22 protein-coding genes are annotated in these 20,042 nt (G+C 42.8%); 14 read left to right on the top strand and 8 right to left on the bottom strand.

Going from position 1 to position 20,042, the window contains the following annotated elements:
- The first annotated feature begins 5 nt into the window (after window positions 1-5).
- The 5 genes from FHS45_RS02870 to FHS45_RS02850 are packed head-to-tail and all read left to right on the top strand — an operon-like array spanning window position 6 to window position 3,779.
- Window positions 6-566 (top strand): biotin transporter BioY, encoded by a 561-nt coding sequence (locus FHS45_RS02870; RefSeq protein WP_062445168.1) that lies wholly within the window; start codon window positions 6-8, stop codon window positions 564-566.
- A complete protein-coding gene (locus FHS45_RS02865; protein WP_062445166.1) occupies window positions 567-2,015 on the top strand; it encodes an AMP-binding protein in 1,449 nt (482 codons plus the stop codon). It begins immediately after the preceding gene.
- Window positions 2,012-3,106: an acetyl-CoA C-acyltransferase gene (locus tag FHS45_RS02860; RefSeq protein ID WP_062447825.1), complete on the top strand. Its 1,095-nt coding sequence runs from the start codon at window positions 2,012-2,014 to the stop codon at window positions 3,104-3,106. Before FHS45_RS02865 ends, FHS45_RS02860 begins: the two co-directional genes overlap by 4 nt.
- Window positions 3,103-3,456: a hypothetical protein gene (locus FHS45_RS02855; RefSeq protein WP_148350094.1), complete on the top strand. Its 354-nt coding sequence runs from the start codon at window positions 3,103-3,105 to the stop codon at window positions 3,454-3,456. Before FHS45_RS02860 ends, FHS45_RS02855 begins: the two co-directional genes overlap by 4 nt.
- The gene (locus tag FHS45_RS02850) at window positions 3,411-3,779 is read left to right on the top strand and encodes a MaoC family dehydratase (RefSeq protein WP_062445162.1); all 369 of its coding nucleotides are present in this window, start codon (window positions 3,411-3,413) and stop codon (window positions 3,777-3,779) included. The genes FHS45_RS02855 and FHS45_RS02850 overlap by 46 nt, the downstream gene beginning before the upstream one ends.
- A gap of 266 nt (window positions 3,780-4,045) precedes the next feature.
- On the opposite strand, the gene FHS45_RS02845 is transcribed toward FHS45_RS02850, so the two are convergent.
- A complete protein-coding gene (locus tag FHS45_RS02845) occupies window positions 4,046-5,056 on the bottom strand; it encodes a TDT family transporter (protein WP_062445160.1) in 1,011 nt (336 codons plus the stop codon).
- Between the two features lie 182 nt (window positions 5,057-5,238).
- On the opposite strand from FHS45_RS02845, the gene FHS45_RS02840 reads away from it, so the two are divergent.
- Window positions 5,239-6,231 carry a DUF4003 family protein gene (locus FHS45_RS02840; RefSeq protein WP_062445158.1) on the top strand — a complete coding sequence of 331 codons (993 nt, stop codon included), beginning with the start codon at window positions 5,239-5,241 and terminating at the stop codon, window positions 6,229-6,231.
- 15 nt (window positions 6,232-6,246) lie between these two features.
- Here the strand turns inward: FHS45_RS02840 and fosM are convergent, their stop codons facing one another.
- Window positions 6,247-6,669 carry a FosM family fosfomycin resistance protein gene (gene fosM / locus FHS45_RS02835; RefSeq protein ID WP_062445156.1) on the bottom strand — a complete coding sequence of 141 codons (423 nt, stop codon included), beginning with the start codon at window positions 6,667-6,669 and terminating at the stop codon, window positions 6,247-6,249.
- A gap of 15 nt (window positions 6,670-6,684) precedes the next feature.
- Window positions 6,685-7,146, bottom strand: coding sequence for a VOC family protein (locus tag FHS45_RS02830; RefSeq protein WP_062445154.1), 462 nt, complete (start codon window positions 7,144-7,146; stop codon window positions 6,685-6,687).
- Window positions 7,147-7,456: 310 nt separating this feature from the next.
- On the opposite strand from FHS45_RS02830, the gene FHS45_RS02825 reads away from it, so the two are divergent.
- Window positions 7,457-8,698, top strand: a complete 1,242-nt coding sequence (locus tag FHS45_RS02825; RefSeq protein ID WP_062445152.1) for an MFS transporter — start codon at window positions 7,457-7,459, stop codon at window positions 8,696-8,698.
- Here FHS45_RS02825 and FHS45_RS02820 read toward each other — a convergent pair.
- Together FHS45_RS02820 and FHS45_RS02815 are read right to left on the bottom strand one after the other, a co-directional pair.
- Window positions 8,636-9,445, bottom strand: coding sequence for a helix-turn-helix transcriptional regulator (locus FHS45_RS02820; protein ID WP_062445150.1), 810 nt, complete (start codon window positions 9,443-9,445; stop codon window positions 8,636-8,638). The genes FHS45_RS02825 and FHS45_RS02820 overlap by 63 nt on opposite strands.
- A 399-nt stretch (window positions 9,446-9,844) precedes the next feature.
- Window positions 9,845-10,405, bottom strand: a complete 561-nt coding sequence (locus FHS45_RS02815) for a GNAT family N-acetyltransferase (protein ID WP_062445149.1) — start codon at window positions 10,403-10,405, stop codon at window positions 9,845-9,847.
- A 325-nt stretch (window positions 10,406-10,730) separates the two neighbouring features.
- On the opposite strand from FHS45_RS02815, the gene FHS45_RS02810 reads away from it, so the two are divergent.
- Window positions 10,731-11,168 (top strand): CHRD domain-containing protein, encoded by a 438-nt coding sequence (locus tag FHS45_RS02810; RefSeq protein WP_062445147.1) that lies wholly within the window; start codon window positions 10,731-10,733, stop codon window positions 11,166-11,168.
- Between the two features lie 77 nt (window positions 11,169-11,245).
- Here FHS45_RS02810 and FHS45_RS02805 read toward each other — a convergent pair whose 3' ends face one another.
- Entirely contained in the window at window positions 11,246-11,839 is a 594-nt protein-coding gene (locus tag FHS45_RS02805) for a hypothetical protein (RefSeq protein WP_062445145.1), read from the bottom strand.
- Window positions 11,840-12,001: 162 nt separating this feature from the next.
- Between FHS45_RS02805 and FHS45_RS02800 the strand changes: the two genes are divergently transcribed.
- Window positions 12,002-13,396, top strand: coding sequence for a PQQ-dependent sugar dehydrogenase (locus FHS45_RS02800; protein WP_062445143.1), 1,395 nt, complete (start codon window positions 12,002-12,004; stop codon window positions 13,394-13,396).
- Window positions 13,397-13,532: 136 nt separating this feature from the next.
- Window positions 13,533-13,913 (top strand): YmaF family protein, encoded by a 381-nt coding sequence (locus FHS45_RS02795; protein WP_062445141.1) that lies wholly within the window; start codon window positions 13,533-13,535, stop codon window positions 13,911-13,913.
- A 173-nt stretch (window positions 13,914-14,086) separates the two neighbouring features.
- On the opposite strand, the gene FHS45_RS02790 is transcribed toward FHS45_RS02795, so the two are convergent.
- Window positions 14,087-14,614 carry a dihydrofolate reductase family protein gene (locus tag FHS45_RS02790; protein WP_062445140.1) on the bottom strand — a complete coding sequence of 176 codons (528 nt, stop codon included), beginning with the start codon at window positions 14,612-14,614 and terminating at the stop codon, window positions 14,087-14,089.
- 146 nt (window positions 14,615-14,760) lie between these two features.
- Between FHS45_RS02790 and FHS45_RS20295 the strand changes: the two genes are divergently transcribed.
- On the top strand, window positions 14,761-14,895 hold the full coding sequence (locus FHS45_RS20295) for a hypothetical protein (protein ID WP_258953975.1): 135 nt from the start codon (window positions 14,761-14,763) through the stop codon (window positions 14,893-14,895).
- A 163-nt stretch (window positions 14,896-15,058) separates the two neighbouring features.
- Here FHS45_RS20295 and FHS45_RS02785 read toward each other — a convergent pair whose 3' ends face one another.
- Window positions 15,059-16,165, bottom strand: a complete 1,107-nt coding sequence (locus FHS45_RS02785) for a YkvI family membrane protein (RefSeq protein ID WP_062445138.1) — start codon at window positions 16,163-16,165, stop codon at window positions 15,059-15,061.
- 128 nt (window positions 16,166-16,293) lie between these two features.
- Between FHS45_RS02785 and FHS45_RS02780 the strand changes: the two genes are divergently transcribed.
- From FHS45_RS02780 to alr, 3 genes are all read left to right on the top strand, one after another.
- Window positions 16,294-17,535 carry a PucR family transcriptional regulator gene (locus FHS45_RS02780; protein ID WP_062445135.1) on the top strand — a complete coding sequence of 414 codons (1,242 nt, stop codon included), beginning with the start codon at window positions 16,294-16,296 and terminating at the stop codon, window positions 17,533-17,535.
- Between the two features lie 119 nt (window positions 17,536-17,654).
- The gene (ald, locus tag FHS45_RS02775; protein ID WP_062445132.1) at window positions 17,655-18,788 is read left to right on the top strand and encodes an alanine dehydrogenase; all 1,134 of its coding nucleotides are present in this window, start codon (window positions 17,655-17,657) and stop codon (window positions 18,786-18,788) included.
- Window positions 18,789-18,868: 80 nt separating this feature from the next.
- The gene (gene alr, locus FHS45_RS02770) at window positions 18,869-20,038 is read left to right on the top strand and encodes an alanine racemase (RefSeq protein WP_062445130.1); all 1,170 of its coding nucleotides are present in this window, start codon (window positions 18,869-18,871) and stop codon (window positions 20,036-20,038) included.
- Window positions 20,039-20,042 lie beyond the last annotated feature (4 nt).

The raw sequence follows: 20,042 nt of genomic DNA, 5'->3' as shown, positions 1-20,042 counted from the left end.
TTACGATGAAACTCAATCACTTAATCTATGTATCTATGTTTGCATCAATTATGGGTGTATTAGGACTTCTTCCACCGATTCCTTTAGGCTTTTCACCTGTTCCAATTACCATGCAGACCCTGGGCGTCATGCTTGCTGGCAGTGTGCTCGGAGCCCATTACGGTCCTAAATATGCAGCATTAAGCCAAGTGTTATTTCTATTGCTTGTGATGGCAGGGGCACCGCTACTATCAGGGGGCCGTGGCGGAATAGGCGTTTTCTTCACACCATCCGCTGGCTTCTTGATGGGCTGGATCGCTGGTGCATTTGTCATCGGTTATTTATGTCAGTTTATGAAAGAGGTAACGTTCTGGAAGATGATGATGGTTAACTTAATCGGCGGGATATTCATTATCTACTTCATTGGAGTGCCGATCCAGGCCATGATCATGCAGATTTCTGTTAGTGAAGCGTCCATTCTCAGCCTCGCATTCCTGCCGGGTGATGTTTTGAAAGTGACGATAGCTTCATTTATTGCTGTCAAGTTGTATTATGCAGCTCCATTTAAAAGAGAGGTGCGCGTGTGAATGAATATTACCGATCCCTATCCTCTGCATGCCAGTCGTCAACCGGATCGTCCTGCCATCATTACAGAAGATGAAACAATCCTATACCGGGATTGGGAAAGCATGGTCCGGCTCACTGCTGCCGCCTTTTCTCAGGAGCCGGCTACCCACCATCGGGTAGCTATATTCCTGCCAAATGGCCATTTGTTTTTACAGGTATTTGCCGGTGCATGTGCAGCAGGATGGGCAAGTATTGTCGGGGATATGCGATGGAAGCAAGGAGAGATAGATGAACGACTCCGTCAAACCCAACCGGATATTATCATCGCTGATGAAAGTATAAAAGATTCGTTTCACACTCATTCAATCAAGGTCATTTTTTCCGAAGAGATTAAAGATTGGATCAGGCACCGGAATGAATGGCATGCAGATCATCCGTCCAACCCTCCTTTTTATATCGGGTTCACTTCAGGTTCGACTGGGCAGCCCAAAGCATTTATCCGCTCTCATCAATCATGGGTGGAATCGTTCCGCTGTAATCAGGAGGATCTCGGGTTGGCGGAAAGCGATCATGTGTTAATCCCGGGATCTTTTGTAAATTCCACTTTTTTATACGGAGCTTTAAGTACTCTATACATAGGTGGCACTGTCTATTTATTAAAAAAGTTCGCGCCTGGCCGTCTGATTCAGGCATTCCACCAATATCCCATTTCTGTCGTCTATACTGTCCCTACTATGATTCAGGCATTATTGGATGAGGACTGGAAAGAAGATCAGGAAGTTACGTTCATATCGACTGGAGCCAAATTGCTGAGCTCGGTAAAGAAAACAATGAAACGGAATTTTCCGCATGCTTCACTTTTTGAATTCTACGGTGCTTCTGAGTTAAGTTTTGTTACCGTGTTAAAAGAGAACGAACAAACGGCACACGGTGATTCAGTCGGCAGGCCTGTTCACAACGTGGATATGGTCATACGCAGAGAAGATGGCAGGGAAGCTCGCCCAAATGAAGCCGGTATACTATATGTGAAGAGTCCTATGCTTTTTGACGGTTATCTTAATGATAAGGAAGAAAACCAAAACGCATGGGACGGAGAATGGGCGACCGTACATGATCTTGTCAAAAAAGATAAAAACGGATTTGTGTATGTAATCGGTCGTAAAAATGACATGATTCTTTATGGGGGCATCAATATTTACCCCCAGGAAATTGAAAAGGTCTTAAAAAAGATGGACAATGTTGAAGAGGCAGTGGTATGCGGTGTGAATGATCCATACTGGGGAGAAAAAATAGCCGCATGTATCAAAGGAGACGTGTCGATAACCGCATTGAAATCTCATTGTCTAAAACAATTAACTCCTTATAAGATTCCGAGAATCTGGAAGAAAGTCACACACTTCCCCTATACATCCGGGGGCAAAATCGCTCGTAAGGAAGTAAGGAAATGGCTGGAGGTGGAACAGGTATGAGAAGAGCCGTTATTGTTCAAGCAAAACGAACAGCGATTGGAAAAAAAGGCGGTATTTTAAAGGACTTCCCTCCTGAAAAATTGATTGCCCCTGTCATTCAGGAACTCGTTCAAAACCTCCCATGTCCAGTAGATGATATTTTATTAGGAAATGCGATTGGCCCTGGTGGAAATTTAGCAAGATTATCCTCTTTAGCAAGTGGGCAGGATATTTCGACTCCTGGTGTCACCATCGACCGCCAGTGCGGATCAGGGCTGGAAGCGATTCGACTTGCCTGTCATCTGATCCAGGGTGGTGCTGGGGATATATTCATTGCAGGCGGAGTAGAAAGTTGCAGTCAATCGCCCTTTGAGGGACGGGCGCGGTTTTCGCCGGAAAATATCGGCGATCCGGATATGGGAATCGCAGCAGATCAGACCGCACAAAAATACGGCATCACAAGAAAGATGCAGGATGAATATGCCCTGTTAAGTTATCAGCGAGCGCTTGATGCGTTGGAAAAAGGATACGTCCATGAGGAAATTATAAGCTCGCAGGGGCTTCCTCCAATCGATGAAAGCCCGAATCCAAGAATCAACTACCATCGCCTGCTTAAACGGTTATCCCCCTGTTTCAATAAAAATGGAACAATAACGATGGGAAACTGTTGCGGAATTAATGATGGAGCTGCAGCCGTTTTGGTGATGTCTGAAGCAAAAGCCATCGAACTTGGGTACCGCCCTGTTTTACGATTTGTGGACAGTGCCGTTACTGGAGTGGATCCAAATCATCCGATTACAGGAGCCGTTTCCGCTATTTCTTCCCTGCTTAAAAAGTGTGATCTAACTGTTCAAGATATTGATCTGATTGAACTCAATGAGGCGTTCGCTGCGAAAGCCGTTCTCATTTCCCGGGAGCTTTCGATTCCATATGAAAAAATCAATCCAAAAGGTGGGGCTATTGCATCAGGTCATCCTTATGGGGCCTCTGGTGCTATTCTAGTCACTCGGTTATTTTATGAAGTTCAGCGATCCTTAACTAAGTATTGCCTGTCTGTTATAGGGATAGGCGGGGGGATGGGGGTTTCTATGTTATGGGAATATCCACAATGAAAACAGAGAGAGTACCTATAACTATTACGAAAAAAATGGTTCAGGAATATGAAGAGATCTTTGGCGAGCAGTCCACCCTGCCCCCAACCTTCGCTATGATTTTTTACCGTTTCATTGAATTACCATGGCGTACAACCTCTCCGGCCATTCTTAGAAAACAATATGGTACATGTGAAAAAGAACTTGATATCGATGAAACCTATCAATGCCAAGTAATACTAAAAGTAAATAAACAAAGGAGCAACCATGTTTTTTACACGCAATCCCTTTACTTGTATGACCAGCATGAGGAGGTTTGTTCTAAATGTGTTTCCGAACTAGTCACAAAATCACCGTTACAAAAGAAATGATCAAACAGTACGCCAACCTTTCTAACGACACCAACCCGATTCACTTCAATTACAAAGAAGCAGTGCAACAAGGATTCCAGGCACCGATTGCGCACGGCTTACTAACAATGGGGCTTGTCATGAATGTCACCAACCGTTTCACGGAAAAGGGAATGCGTATTAAGGATTATGACATGCAATTTCTCAAACCGGTTTACCAGGATGAGACAATAAATATTACGGCAGAGGCTGAAAAGAAAAGAAATCATATTCATTTAAAGCTGATGGGTAAACAAGTGAAAGGCTCCGTGGTTTTACTTCCTCAGTTAACCGACGGAGCCTAACACAAGACTCTTCCATTTTCTGGAGGACCTGGGGTGTTTAGCGGTTTAATGAACGTCCCCCTGGGTCATCTTCCTTCTTGCAGTCTTTACACCACTAATTAGGACCGTCCCTCCATTTCCACAGATTCTAATGATCCTAATACGATCTTTAAAGACCGTCCCGGTTATTTTCGGATACGCTTACGGTCTTTATCGCAAAAAATGTAACGCGGAATAAAATTAAAATAAATTATTTCCCCCTACGTGATATACCAAGATACTCCATTCTATGAAGAAAATCTATTATCTATTAACACCTCACGAGCCCACAGTATAATTTCAATCAAAAGAGCAAGCAGCACCACCAATGCCAATACGGGCAAGAAGAAGTGATGGAATTCATTTAGTAGATTTCCATCATAGCTGTTACCACGCATCGCCATTGTAAAAGCAAAAAACATCCCAAATGTGAAATTACGTGACCACTGACTGATATGGTAGGTAAAGACCCCTTCTCCCCAGCCTTTTTGCTGAATTCGTTTGATGGCACGTAAAATTTCCACCCCCTCTACGAAGCAAAAGACGACAAGTACAAATAACCAATAATAATAAAGCAACAAACCATCCAGCATATTCGTTGTAATAATGGCAAGACCTGTAATAGAAAGACCGCCATGAATGATACAGTTCGTGTTTGTCCAGTCCTCAATGATAGACCAATCTGTTGTCAAATAACGCTTCAAAATTAAAATAAGTCCGTTCGCATAAAATAAGACACCCAGCCCAAACGCAGACAGACTGAATAAGTCAGGCAGGTTAGGAAACATCTTCTCCCATAAAACAACGAGTGATTGTGCTGCAACAGCAGACAACAGGACGACACCATGAGTCGCATGGAAGGTTGGACGCTGCCACAATCTCTTGAAATTCTTCATACTTACATAAATAAAAAATACCCACAAGAATGAGTTGATCACTGCCACACCCACCGCCAATGAATGAAGCAATGGCGTATAGTGTTCCAGTACAATTCCCAACACCGAAAAACCTGCAATCCAGGAACCAATGACAAAAGAATTAACCGGATTATTTAAAAAAGGGGTTAGAAATCCTTTTTGAAAAAACTGCCGGACTAATTTTGAGTAGATAATTATAGCCAGGAACAAAAAAGTTAAGGCAAACCAGCGTTCTGCAGATGGGTTTAAAAAATGACTCATGACTCCATGTAAAAAAATACCCAAAGCCATAACAATGGCCCCGGAGGCTGGATTAATTACTTTTTTCTCTGTTACATCCATTCTTGTTCGACTCCTCTTCCGTGCAATAACCTTTTTATTTTACGATTTTTTGATTAAAATTTAAAGAAAGAACAGGTGCCTGAGCTCCTTCATGTTTATTATTATCATATAAAATAGAAACGTTTTTAACATTCATCCGTATAAACAAATAGAAACCCAACCACTTAGAAGGGGGACCACGTATGACATTAGCGCAGGAACTTACTCCAATGAAAGCTACATACCTGGATATTTATAATCAATTGAGAAGAAAGATGAAATGGACAGATAAAAAGATAGTCATGATGGTAGCATCTGTCTATGTGACCAGTGATCGTGAATTTGATATCGATCGTTATGTAAATCTTTCGGAAACAATTAAAAAAGAAGCCAGCATGTTTTCCTATTTGAACTCACCGCTTCGCTATTCTGTGGCCGCTATGTTGGATACACGTTTTAATGATCCATTCCGCGCATTTTCTGACATGATGCAGGTTTATGATACTATGATTCGGAGCGGTTTTAACCGTTCGCAATATACCTACCTTGCTGCTGCAGCAATCTTGCAAAACCACCCGGAGGCTGACTTGGCGGAAAAAGTGGAACGAGCGGTTTCGATTCACCGGTTAATGAAAAAGGAACATCCATTTCTCACCTCCAACGATGATTACCCGCTGGCCGCATTATTGGCTCAACGGGAAGAAGAAATGGAAACGCTTATCGACCAAGTTGAATATATCTACCGTGCACTCGATCAGAACGGATTTTGGAAGGGGAACCACCTTCAATTTTTAAGTCATATGCTCTCACTAGACGAAGAGCATTTTCCTGATGAACTAGTAGATCGCACCATCCGCGCTTCTGAAGCATTAAAGAGGTCGGAAATCCGTTTTAAAAAGTTACTTTATCCGGAAGCCGGTCTGCTCGCATTCCTCGGAGATGAAATAAACGCTCTCAACGAGGTCCTGGCTTTCAAGGATGCCCTGGACCAGGAAGCTCCCTTCCGGTGGCAAAAAGAAATGAATGTCAAGGTAGCGGTTAACATTCTGGTAAGCCATCAGCTTCAGGAGGCCACCACCATCCAAACAGGTTTGTTCTCCACACTCGAAACTATGATGCAGGCCCAGCAGGCTGCAACCCTGGCAGGGATAACAGCCACGACAGCCGCTTCCTCCTCCAACAGTGGCGGCCAGTAAGGCCTATATGGAGTTTTAATCATAAAACTCCATATAGGTTTTTTCCTGTTTATAATAATCCAATCGATCCTGTAACGTACCAGTATGAAATTCAAACTTATGCCCATCAGGGTCTTCAAAATAAATCGATTGCTTGTCCCTTTTATCCCTGGGTCTGCCCGACAAAATAGAAACACCCAGATCATTTAGCTTCTGATACATTTTGTCCACATCACTTTCATCAATCGAAAAGGCAATATGGGTGTAGGACTGCTTTATTTCATTGCGAGGGATGCCTGTTTCTTCATTGAGTGCAAACCACATCCCATGGACATCAAAGTAGGCAGTACTTCGGCCTTTTACCAGCAGCTTGGCATCAAAAACGTTTTCATAAAACGCTATTGATTTTTCTAAATTTGAAACAGAAAACAAAAAGTGATTGAGCCCCTGTATCGACATATGCAGCCTCCTAATCTAATTACTTTGACTTTTCCTGTATTCCTTCAGCTCCATCATTTCAAAGTCGATCTCCTCATCTATTTTCAGCGGAGTAATGAACTCTAACGAATTGCCATCCGGATCGTGAAAATATAAAGCAGCGTGCGTTTGCGGGCTATTTGGAAGCACCAATGGCTGCTGCACTGGCTCAAAGCCAAACGCATTCTTCACCCTTGCTCCTCTTTCTTCCAGCCACTCTTTCGCCTTAAGTAAATCATCCAATTCCACCTGGAAGGCAATGTGGCGGAGAGAAGGATGGTAAGGGGTTTCAACCTTATCTGATTCCCAAAGACCAAGCCAGCTCTTCCCCTTTTCAATCCAAAAGAACGTCACCGCGTCCCCACGATGGGCTAACTCCAACCCTAACTTACGATAAAAATCAATAGACTTTTCCATATTACTCACTGGCAAATGCGCTTCGTATAGACCTTTAATCATATTTAACCCCTTTCCCTTCGTGTGCCTACTTCAAAATTCCGATCGCTTACGGTCTTTATATAACTTCTAAAGACCGTCCCACAAAAACTCCTCACTTCTAATCGGCTTTATCTCCGTTATTAAGACCATTAGTTTCATATCTCTACTGTCTAATGGTCATTACAGCTAATTACCAATAGTTAAATGTTACAACTTGCAAGGCCAGGGGCCATTCACCTTCCTATTCATGCAAAAATTGGTCTGTTTTTTGCCAATAATTAAAAAGACCATCACCTCCTGCCCGCTTATAATCAAGGCAAGAGGTGATTAGATGTATCGAACGATTTGGATGAACAAAAATATACGGTATTATCTGTTAGCGGGTGGAGTGTCCCGGCTAGGAGACATCCTATCCGGGATGGCATTTTTGTTTTTAGCTTACGATATAACAGGATCTAACTTATATACTACCATTATGGCGATGGCAGAAACCCTGCCGTATCTTCTATTTGGATTGATTGGCGGCGTAATGGCTGACTGGCTGCCCAAGAAAAAATTACTCATCTATTTAGATCTGGCTCGCATCCCTTTAGTCCTGTCGATTGTAGGTTTGTATTATTTCGATGCATTGACGTATGGGTATTTATTAGTGATCAGTTTTCTCCTTCAAAGTATCGGCTGTTTCTTCAACCCGGCCCATCGCGCTGTCCTGCCTTCGATCACGAAGAACGAGGAGAGGACCAGTGCTAACAGTTTGTATGACACTTTGACAAGAGGGGTGACTGTCCTAAGTCCCCTATTGACCGTATGGTTATTGAATTCCTTTGGAACAGTCCATTTGTTTACGATAGACGCTCTGACCTACGGGATTAGCGCTCTTTTTATAGCAAGGCTCCAATGGAAAGATGCCACCGCTCCTTCCGAAAAGAAATCATTGAAAACTTTATATAAAGCAATCATGGAATTTGCCTCCTGGGCAAAAGCCCATTCCACCATTAGAAATTTATTCATCTTTACGTTTATTACTGTTTTCTTCAATACGTGGGTCTGGGAAGTAGGATTATTGCTAGCGTTAGCAGAACTGAGCGAGAAGAGCGAAGAGCTCTATAGTATACAGCAAGGAGTTTTCGGTGGAGTTGTTATCTTAACAAATATTGCAATCCCCTATTTCATTAAGAAAATGACGCTCCGCCACTACCTGATCGGGGCAAGCATATGGGGAGCAGGAATTATCTATTATGGAGCCCTCTATGACTTAAAACATTTTTTTATTGGAGGAGCAATCGTAGGAATCGGGCTCCCTATTGCTGGATTGGCACGGGGCTATCTTCTTCAGACCCTTGTTCCTGAAAGAAAGTTAGGAAGGGCCTTCAGTACCAATGCCGTTCTCTTATACTTTTCTAACACGATCTCTTTAGGAGTTTACGGCCTTTTAGTAACATTTATTTCCATACAAAAACTGATGCTTGGCAGTGGCTTGATCATTCTCCTGATAAGTGGAGGAGCACTGCTATTTCGAACGGTGAATATGGCGAAATTCAGAAGGAGTCTTCCGGTAAACTTTTTTAAATAAGCGATTATAGGAAGCTACACTATTAAAGCCGTGTTGAAGCGCGATGGAAAGGATCGACTGGTTAGTATGTAGAAGCTCAGATTGACTACGAAACAGGCGGTATAGTTGTAACCAGGAATATGGAGACAGACCGACTTCTTCTTTGAAAAGATGAGCAAGCTGGTATTTGTTCAGCCTGGCAACTGCAGCCATGTCATCCAGTGTCCAATCTTCACGGTAGCTCTCTTTTAGAGCATCGATCACTATATTTATATTGACCTGACTTTTAAAGCTTGGAAACTCCGTTTGATGAGAACCGGTTCCATATTGGAGCATCATGACAGAAAGTTGAGTCAAACTGTTCTCAAGAAAAAATTGATTGGTCGATGGATCTGAATCTTCGTTTAAAGAAAGAAAGTCTCTTACAAAAGCCATCCACTTCCGAATCAGTGGATGACGATAAGAAATCAATGAAAATTCAGGTTCCTTCTCTCCTATACCCAATTGTTCGGAAGCAGCTTGTAACATGGATGGATGGACCTCGATAAGGAATTTCTCCCTTGTAGCGAGGAGCTGTTTATGAGCATCCATCGGGTTAAAGATAAAGAATGCATGTTGATCAATAGAGATGTCTCCATGAGGTGTCTGATACTCGCCCCTGCCAAAAGGAGAAAATATAATTTTATAACACGGATCACTTCTCCAGTCCCGTTCACCTAAGTGGTCCATTCGCTTAAGCAGTAAACCATTCTCGTTTTCCAATATCATTTGTCTTTCTCCTTGTATGAGACGTGCGTTCATTCATTTTATCATAAAATTCACTCAATTATTGGAAATAACTTGATGAGCTACGTCCTGTGCCTTTATCGCAGCGATGGAGGACTCTGTTAGTTCTCACTATGTATAACGAATGAATGGAACAAAATTTTCCGATTAAGACTGCCCCTTCAAGATTTACGAAAGTTAACGGTCCTTATCGAGCATCTAAAGACCGTCCCGCAAAATTTTCTCCTTCTTCTGTTCATTAGACACCTTATAAGGATCACTAACTCTGATTTTCTATCCTGTGATGGTTATTAGGACTACTTCCTATTACGCTCACCTTCCAGATTCAGAAATAGAATAACAGGCGCAATTCATTCTCACAGAATTGCGCCTGCTTGCTGCTTATCTGTTATTTATGTAATACACAAGATTATCGGTCCAGTCATTTTCTTCATAAATAAATCCCTTCCTTGTGCATTCATAAGTCAGTCCCGCACTCTCTGCTAACCGAATGGATGGGCTGTTATCTACATTAATATGAGCTTCTATACGATTAAACTCCAGATGATGAAAGGCAATAGCCAGCCCTTCCTGGACCGCCTCTTTCCCGTAACCTTGCTTCCAGAATTGGTTATGAATCCGGTACCCCAGCATTCCCCACTGAAATTCATCTCTCATGATCGTCGAAAACTCAACACTGCCGATATGTTTTTGATCCGATTTGCGAAAAACCCCGAACATATACGTCTCATCCCTTGCGGCTAACCGTTTAAATCTGGCAACTATATCATGGAACTTTCTCTGTGTCCAAGCGTCCACATCGATACCATCGCCATCATATTTATACTGGGAAGGAAGCCTGTTTCGAAACCCCTCCAGCCACACTTCGTAATCCTCATTCTGTAATGGTCGTATTATCAGCCGCTCCGTTTCTGATTGAAGCTTTTGTTCTTGTGTTTGCAATGTGACATCTCCTCTGCATGAATAAGTTTTTCAAAATATAAGCCTGCCTGGTAAGAATCCATCAGTTTATATGCCATCAGACATCACACCTTCCAATATGTACTAAATCTATAATACCACACGGAGATCTGTCCCCCGATTTGAATGAAGAAAGAGCTGAAGACTATTGAAACAATCTTAAGCTCCCATTTCTGTATTTTATTTCGTTTCTTCTATCTCATTAAACTTTCCAGCTGCCCTTTTTCATCTTTTAATTCCCTCACCTATACAAGCTTATTCCTTTTTACATACAATAACGTAACTTACGCATGAAGGAGGTGTAATTATGGACAAATTTATTGCAAAATTAAAAGGTAGAAATGAAGTGCCTCCAGTTAATACAGATGCTTTTGGAGTAGCTAAATTCATTGCTAATAAAGAATGCACAAAAATCAAGTTTCAGCTTGAAGTCGAGGATATCAGGAATTTCGTGCAAGCACACATTCATTTTGGTGCTCGTGATGAAAATGGACCTGTCATCGTTTTTCTTTTCGGTGCTAATGTAATGACATTAGCTGAGCAAGAAGGGATTACCACACGAAGAGGGAAAATCACTGGAGTCATTACAGACCAGGATATCGAGAATAATAATGTGGGCATACGCGATGTCGGTGACCTGCTGAAATTTATGCGTAAAGAACTGACGTACGTGAACGCTCATACCGAGCAAAATCCTGATGGAGAAATCAGGGGGCAAATTATTCCTCTGGATAGAAGATATTAGAGTTTTATTTCACTGGTGCTTATCCTTCCTCGATAAGTGCCTATTTTATTAAAATAGCTTTCGTACGAGAAAGAATTTTAACCTTCTTTCCTAGAAGACATTCGTAGAGGTAAAACTTTGTTAAGGAGTTTAAAAGCCGGGATACTTAAAGTCTTCCATATCCAGCTATACAGTAAGGAAAAAGCAAAGATTCCTGTAAGAATCCCCCTATTAAAGTGAGAGGTAACCGAGGGTCCCAATATAGGAAATTTGAATCCATACAATAAAATACTAATACCCAGGGTCAAACACAGAGCTGCAGACGGAATAATCAATAACCCTCTCTTTAAGAACTTAAGTCCAAAACCTAAACTGAGTCCTAATAATCCTGTCGTAAAGGCGAACACCAATACCTCACTTGGCTGGAGTATGCCCAAAAGAAAGATGGTTATGACATAAGTCATCACCCCTGTTCTTACTGCCAAAAGACTGGCAAGCACGAGAGGACCAGTACTCATCATACTCAAAATATAGCCAACCCCAGTGAAAACACCCGCCGACTGAAAGATTACAGCTATGGAACCTAACAGAGCACCAACTGCAAGACGCATTGTCTTAGAATAACCAGAGATATTTGGAAATAACGCTTCTTCCCAACCACTTGATGTTGTTTTTCTGAAAAATGACCCCATCCGACACCTCCATAATAGGTAAATGCACCAAACTAAAAGATTATGCTAAAAATTATTTCGTGGTGGCCTGCCCTGGAGATGCCGCAGCCCTAATTGGTACTATTAGAACATTTCTCCTCATATTCTTTAAAAATAAATCAATTAGAAGGGGCGTAAAGGTAGTTGAGAAAAATTAAAGTCAGGCTCCGTCCTATTGTAAATAAGATAAATTTACCTACTGTTGTGAAAACAGCTATGCTCCCGGGTGACTCTGTTGAAAGACTATTTATTGCAACACAGGTGGGAGAGATCTTTTACATAGGAAACGGGGAAATTAGAACTTTTTTAGATATTCGCGCGCGTATCATAAAACTTGGGGCATCTGGGGGATATGATGAGCGAGGATTGCTCGGGCTGGCGTTTCATCCGGAATTTTATTATAACGGTTTGTTTTACCTTCATTATTCAGTGGCTGGAACACAAGGGCCAGGCGCTCTGCCAGAACCTTTTAACCCTGACCCGTGTGATCCAGGCAGTTTAAACCTCACATGGACAAATAGGGATACAGCATACGACCATATAGACACCGTAGAAGAATGGGTGTTAACCGTTAATGGCCCGCAAAAGAGACGGACATTACTTAACTTAAGAAGGCCATTTTCCAATCATAATGGCGTTAACAGCCTAAACTTTTCTCCTGAAACGGGAAGGCTTGTGTTAACCACCGGTGATGGCGGATCAGGCTATGATCCATTTAATTTAAGTCAGAACGACAGGGAAGTCGCGGGTAAAATAATTGAAATCGATGTAGTAAAACCAGCATCTATCCATCCACCTGTGGTCACACGCTTTGATGAACTACCCGCTTCTATTCAGGAAACGCTTACGGTTATTGCCAAAGGGGTCCGCAATATCCCTGGTATCTCCTTTCAATGGTATGGCAATCAGTATAGGAAATATGCAGGAAACGTCGGACAGGATTTGGTAGAGTCAATTTTTTCATTCTCCCAATATAAACCGGTACCGGTTAACGAGCTTATTCAAGCTTCTGAATCTGACCAGGAAGGGGTTATTAACTTCGGCTGGCGAGGATGGGAAGGTTCTTTTCCTACTTCGATTATAAGGGGCTGTGCTGCAAAATCAAATTTGGATGAGAAAACTACCGCTTTTTATAAGGAAGCCATCGAAACTTCCGTGAAGCGGATTCCGCCTTTAACCAGTTACTATCATAATGACTCCCGCCCCGAAAAGTTCGGGGGAACGGCACTAACAGGAGTGCATCCGTATATGGGAAATGCAATCCCCGCTTTAACGGGAAGCGTCGTATTCACCGACCTTGCCCGGAGGGGTGAATCCCAAGCTCCGGCCAAAGGAGTGTTAGCTTATACGAGAGTAAGCCCAGATTGTAAACTGAACGATTTCAGTGTGATAGAAACTGATTATGATTTCGGTTCTGAAGCTGCTTATTTCGTTAGCCTGGGGTCGAATCTAAACCAAACGCGATTATATTTAGGGGTTTATGGATCAGTGAGAGTGACTGACTTTAATCAGGGCACTATTTTTGAAATTGTTCCATGATTCTTATTCAAGCCATTCATCAATCATTGATCTATTTTCTTCAACGCTCAAAAATTGTGCACTTATTTTTTCAACATATTTTTGATTGAACGTCATAAAATCAACATGACTTTCTTATATGAAGGAGGAATATGGTTTGGAACTCCCTATAACAGGTTTTATTGTAGGTTCTGATCAATCTAAAGAGGATGAAGGACATTCCCACGTATTATATCTTACTTCCTGGGGTGGCCGTCCTGTCCATGTTCATGAGTTCGGTGGCATGACTTCGTTTGATATGGGACACCTACATCAGTATGCAGGCACAACGGAACCAGCACCAAGTGGCGTTCCCCACACCCATAGCTATTTTACTGTTACTTCTTTCGATTCAGGCCATAACCATAGAATAAATGGAGAAACAGGTCCTGCGATTCCCCTTCCTGGCGGAGGTCACTATCATGAATTTAGAGGGGTAACATCCGCTGATGGCAGTCCTCCTCATGAACATGCATACAGCGGAAGAACCAGCCCATAAAATTAAAACGTTAAAAGACAGATGGGAAAATACTTCCTCCATCTGTCTTTTGCTTTTCTTTTAATTCTTTTAATAGCATTGTATACAAAAAATGATGCATACAGGTGAAAATCAGACGATCCCATCGCCGATTTCCTTACATCCCCGCATTTGCAGCACAGTTTGTTATAATATCACGCCAATTCATAATGTAGTTCTGCAAACTGTTTATACTGTTTAACATCAAGCAGCTTCAATTGATTTTCCGTTTCCCCAGGGATGAATAGTGGAATCCCCCGGCCGATAATCGTCGGGGCAACCTGGATGATAAACTCATCCACCATCCGCTCCTGTAACAACGGATAAAGCACCTCGCCTCCACCTACGATCCAGATTCGCCTGCCCGCTTCCTTTTTCAATGCCTTCGTGAACGCAGCAATATCTTCATCGATAAACTCCACATGTTCCGTGGATCCGTAAGTCGAACGGGAAAACACATAACATTTTTTGTCCTGATATGGAAATTCCTCCATCAATACTTGGATTTGGTCGTACGTTTTCCTTCCCATCAAAATGGTATCAATCGAATCGTAGAATTCCTCATACCCGGTGTCATGCTCGCCTTCTGTTCCAATCAGCCAGTCCAAGGCATGATTTTCACGGGCAAGAAAACCATCGACACTGATCGCCCCATAAAAAATCAATCGACTGTTGTTGTCCATACTTTTCCCTCCATTGTTAAGAATTCCGTCTTGATCCACCAATTATAGTATTCGTATGTACCCGCGAGAGTAATAGCGTATTTTCATAAATAAAATTACGGATTCGGCCAAAAATAAGTAACACTACATCAAGGGAGTTGTGACGATTGGAAAATAAATTGAATACGATCATTTGGCTGCTAATCGGCAGTACCGTGATTTCGTCTATCTTCAGTATAATCATGCTGACGCTTACCATCCAGCATGATCAAAAACAAACAAGCGAAAAAGGATCCAATTAATTACACCGAAAGACGAACCAATGGGCAGAAACTACGTATGGTGTTTTTAAACAATCCTCTTCCGACAAAAGTAAAAAATCCCTGAGATCCGGTTGATCAAACCGCTGCTCTCAGGGATTTTTTATCTAACGTTTCCATACTGCCCTAACGAAAAATTGCTGGGTTAACTCGTTGCCCGTTGTTTCGCTTCCTCGGACTTGGGCTCGCTTTCCTCATCTTCCTTAAACGCCTTCTTCATCCGAAAAGGTGTAATGATTAACACGGCAATTAATGTCAATCCGAGGTAACCGATCAGTGGATAGAAGTAGGCAACCAATTTCGTAAACCCGAAGAAACTGACAATAAAACCAACCACCATCGTACCGGTGAAAAACACCTTGAACTGTTTGGTTTCAACGGTAGAAAATCTGGCAGCAAATGAATAGAACATGCTGAGTGCTGTATTGAAAATCATGGCGAAAATGACGATCGACATGATAACTCCTAATACCGGTGATACATCATTGACGATGGCAAGCATCGGCATATCTGCTTGTCCAGCGTGCTCCACTTTTGTAAAAATAGCCAGGTTACTTAATATAATGAGAACTCCAATACCAAGACCACCCATCAGGCCTCCCAGCGCCGCCGTTTTACGGTTTGTCTCAGCACCGCCCATGACCAGCGCCATGGATGCCCCTACTGCAATGTTAAATGACACATAGTTGATAGCAGAGATGAACCAGTTCGGTAACGTGGTCTGTAACTCGTTGGCCTGGCTGTCCAATTCAGCAAATGATCCGTCCGCATTCAGAAAACTGAAAACGGAAATAAGCAGAACGAACAAAATAAGGAAAGGCGTAATTCCTCCAATAATGTTGACGACACGGCCAACCTTTAACATTCCTGCCATCAATACAAGCAGGGTCATGAGGATGGTTCCTGCAACTACCGGCAGTCCAAACTGTTGATTAAGATTGGAACCTGCACCGGCAATCATGACTACCCCCACCCCAAACAAGGTAAAAATAAGTACATAATCAATGATGGTTCCTAATAATTTACCACTTATTTGGTAAATAACTTCCTTATGGGAAGTGGTTTTCACTCGACTTCCAATCCATACAAGCGCCATACCTGTATATGCAAATAAAGCGGTTGCAACTATTGCCCCGATGATTCCCATTATGCCAAAGCTGGTGAAATATTGCAGTACCTCTTGTCCAGAGGCAAAGCCAGCCCCGACGATCACGCCAATAAAAGCGCTTCCAATCATTAGTGCTTGTTTCATATGATGTCCTCCCGTCCAGTCTTGGGTAACAATATAACATCTAGAAGATGAATTTTATTTGTAAATATACTAAAATTAAAAAGCACCGATTTGTGTATTTACTCAAACGAACATAAAGGAGCGGGCAAATGACTCTACATCCAGATATACTGAAAGATCGACTAAATGAAAGTCATGTATCCATCGAAGAACTTGCCGATCGTATTGCTGATATTTTCAACTGCCCTATTACAATAGAAGATTCCAATCATAGCCTTATCTCCTACAGCCGCCATTCCAGTAATATCGACGAGGTACGTGTTGCTACCATTATCAATCGCAAAGTTCCCGATAAAGTAATTAACGGGTTATGGAAAAATGGCATTATGCCAAGGCTGCTTGACAGTGATGAGCCTGTTGTCATTCCCAAGATGGAAGAAACGGGACTTGGCAATCGGGTTGCGATTTCGATTCGGAAAAATAATGAGATACTGGGTTTTATTTGGGCACATGTCTCGGACACTACTTTTACGAGTGAAGAAAACCGTTTATTCAAGGAAGCATCTCTTTATGTGAAAAAGTTTCTTCTCCAACGCAGAAAACGGCGGAGGAAATCCGAGGAAGGTTACAAAGACTTTTTTTGGCAGCTGCTTCGAGGCGACTTTTGGGACAGTGATGAAATTCTCCAAAAGGCAAAGCAGTACAATATGAACCTGGAAGGTAATAAAGCGATTGTCGTCATAAATTTTTCCGATGTGGTAACGGAACAAATGGAAAAACACGCCTATTATTTATCAGAAACACAGGTGAAAGTTTCCGTAATTACACGCCTGTTCGATGATGATGATTTCATTATGCTTGTACGATTAAAAGATGACGAGTCTCCTAAACAAACATTAAAAGAATTTATTCAGCAATTCATGATGAAACTGACAGGCCAATTACAGTTACAGCATGTGCATGGATCAGCGGGAATGACCTATCCGTCCTCACAAAAAATTGTCCATTCGTATCATCAGGCGACGGAAGTTTTGCGGCTAAAGAACAAGTTTCCTGAAAAACTTGCGGATGTATTTTTATATGAAGATTTAGGGGTCTACCAATTTATTGAGCGGTTAAACGAGTTCCAGAAAAAGAACCATTACCATAACAGACAAATTGAAAACCTGCGCCGATACGACGAAGCCAACCATACCTTTCTCCTGGATACGTTAGAAACGTACCTGAAAAATGACAACAACGTGTACCAGGCCGCGAAGGAGATGTTTATTCACCCGAACACCATGAACTACCGCCTGAAGCGGATTCGGGAAGTCGGCGGGATCAATCTCAGCGACCCAAACCAAAAGGTAAGCCTGTTTCTGGACTTAATTACAGATAAACTGGATTGAACATGCTTTGTGCAAATACACAAAGCATGTTTTTTTTATTTTGCCATTTGCCCGATGAAACCGCTTTAATAGAAAGTTACGATGGAGAGGAAAAGAAATTAACAGAGGAGAGATGAATCGTGATCATTGGTGTACCTAAGGAATTAAAAAACAACGAAAACCGTGTAGCTATGACCCCAGCAGGAGTCGTTCACCTGATAAATGCCGGACAAACCGTCTATATCGAGAAAGGAGCCGGTTTGGGAAGCAACTTCAAGGATGAGGAATATGTGGAAGCTGGTGCGGAAATCATCGACCAACCGGCTGATGTATGGGCAAAAGCGGATATGATTATGAAAGTAAAAGAACCACTAAAGGAAGAATACCAATATTTCCGTAAAGGACTTATCCTTTTCACCTACCTGCACCTGGCAGCGGAAGCCGAATTAGCAGAGGCATTAATCGAAAACGAAGTTACTGCCATCGCCTATGAAACGATTACTGTCGATCGTACATTGCCATTGCTTACTCCGATGAGTGAAGTAGCCGGCCGTATGGCTTCCCAGCTTGGAGCACAGTATTTAGAAAAGTCCCAAGGTGGAAAAGGAATCCTTCTTGGCGGCATCCCGGGAGTAAAACGCGGAAAAGTTACCGTCATTGGTGGCGGTGTAGTCGGTACCAACGCAGCTAAAATCGCCCTTGGCTATGGCGCGGAAGTCACCATCATCGACCTGAACCCTGCCCGTCTGCGTGAACTGGATGATATTTTCGGTTCCAGAATCAATACGGTTATGTCCAATCCGCTTAACATCGCAGAAGCGGTTAAAGAATCCGACCTCGTCATCGGCTCAGTATTGATTCCAGGAAGAAAAGCTCCTAAATTGGTATCAGAGGAAATGGTTCAATCCATGAAGCTGGGATCTGTTATTGTTGACGTTGCCATTGACCAGGGTGGAAACTTCGAGACAGTCGACCATCCAACTACCCACGATGAGCCCATCTATGAAAAACACGGTGTGCTTCATTATGCAGTAGCGAACATCCCTGGCGCTGTGCCACGTACGGCTACCGTGGGACTAACGAATGTTACTGTTCCTTATGCGGTCCAAATTGCTTCCAAAGGTGTGACCCAGGCTGTTGAGGATAATGGAGCTATCCTTTCAGGGCTGAACGTCGTCAATGGCCAAGTGACGTATGAAGCTGTAGCACAGGATCTTGGTTACGAGTATGTTTCTCCAGTAAACGCATTACGTGAAGCGGAACTTGCTCATTAAGTGAAAAGTATCCTTCTGTCCAATTGACAGACAGGATACTTTTTTACCATCATCACAACATTAGTAAGGGAGGTAACCCAATGCATCATAGAAGCTATCGTCAGGCGTGGGCGGAAGTCTCCCTGGACGCCTTTCGAAAAAACGTGCTGGCATTCAAGCAGCATATTCAACCAGACACAAAACTTATGGCCGTAGTGAAAGCAGATGGTTACGGGCACGGAGCGGAAGCAATGGCAAAAGAAGCAGTTGCTGCCGGTGCCGATTACTTGGCTGTTGCACTTCTGGAGGAAGCGATTCTGCTTCGCGAGGCAGGGATGGATGAACCGATCCTTGTTCTCGGCTATACGCCACCGAATGCTGTAGAAACAGCGATCAGCCAGGAAATCACCCTCACCGTTTTTACAAAAGAGGCTGCCGATGCCGTACGAATAGCAGCGGAGTCCCTGAAAAAGACAGCCCGCGTGCATGTAAAAATAGAAACCGGCATGAACCGGATTGGCATCACGGAAGAAAAACAGGCACTGCAGATCATCGAATCCCTCACCTCCGATTATGTGTTCATCGAAGGAGCGTTCACCCATTTTGCAGATGCCGATAATCCAGATCCCGCCTATACGAAAGAACAATTTGCGGCCTTCTGCGGGTTCGTTGATTTTTTGGAAAATCATATATCTATCCCCATCAAGCATTGCTGCAATAGTGCTGCGACAATCGCTTATCCCGAGATGCACCTGGATATGGTGCGGGTCGGTATCAGCCTGTATGGATTGTATCCGGAAGAGCATTTAAAACCACTCATTCCTTTAAAACAAGTAATGAGTCTGAAGGTGAAACCTGTACTGATCAAGAAACTGGAAGCCAATCAGACGATCAGCTACGGCCGCACGTTCACCACAGCCCAGACCAGTACCATCGCTACCCTTCCTATCGGATATGCTGACGGGCTTTCCCGTTCCCTTTCCAATAAAGGCGATGTGACGGTTCAAGGTAAAAGGACTCCGATTGTCGGAAGAATATGCATGGACCAGACGATGATCGATGTTACTGGAATCGAATTCATAACGGTATCAGATACCGTCACCGTCTTCGGAGAACCTTCTGAAGGTTTTATTTCTATGGGTGAAATTGCCGATCATATGGGAACGATTCATTACGAAACAGCTTGTCTGATTGGAAAACGCGTTCCGCGCGTCTATATGAAAAACGGAGAGGTCACCGGAGAAAAGCTATTAAAACTGCTGGCAGATTAAAACT

This window comes from Thalassobacillus devorans (assembly GCF_011761345.1).
GTDB classification, from domain to species: domain Bacteria; phylum Bacillota; class Bacilli; order Bacillales; family Halobacillaceae; genus Thalassobacillus; species Thalassobacillus devorans.
This window is presented reverse-complemented; position numbering and strand designations above follow the sequence as displayed.